The organism is Rhizobium sp. 01T444, from assembly GCF_056398305.1.
In genome coordinates, this window is the sequence record NZ_JBFTPD010000330.1 from 1 (window position 1) to 566 (window position 566).

Sequence of the window (566 nt, forward strand, 5' to 3'; positions counted from 1 at the left end):
ATAAGGCCCCGAGGCTGCGAAGGCGGCAGCAGGCTACAGTCGGCCATAAGCGGTCGTCCGCGACAGCTCCCCAATGAGGTCGCTTTGTCGGCTCGTCAGAGGTCCAGAACGAGGACGCTGGATTTCGACCGTGAGCAGCAAGGCAGGAACTTGTCGTTGCGCGCCTGCTCCTCAGGTGTGAGGAACATGTCGCGGTGGTCGGGCTCGCCTCTAATGACACCTGTTACGCAMGTACCGCAAATGCCCTGCTCACAAGAGGTCGGCAACTCTATGCCCGCCTCGGCGAGTGCTTCAACAACTGTCTTCTCCGGGCTAATCCGAATCGTCTTGCCAGAGCTGGCAAGCTGCACGACGAAGGTTTCATCCGACTCCAGCGCCACGACCTCGCCGGCGAAGAACTCGTGATGAATGCACGCATCGGGCCAGCCCTGGTCCTTGGCAGTCCGAATGACTGCGTCCATAAAGCCGCGCGGGCCGCAGACGTACAAGTGCGCGTCTGCCACGGGAGACTGCAGAAGTTGCACGAGGTCCAACTTCTCGCCGTCGGACTCTTCGCTCCAATAGTG

Annotated in this window: 1 protein-coding gene; it reads right to left on the reverse strand. The window is 60.9% G+C overall.

Translation table 11 applies throughout. The features are described 5' to 3' along the window. Positions 1 to 95: 95 nt before the first annotated feature. On the reverse strand, positions 96 to 566 hold a 471-nt coding region (locus AC1DTN_RS38750), incomplete at its 5' end, for a 2Fe-2S iron-sulfur cluster-binding protein (protein ID WP_477925529.1).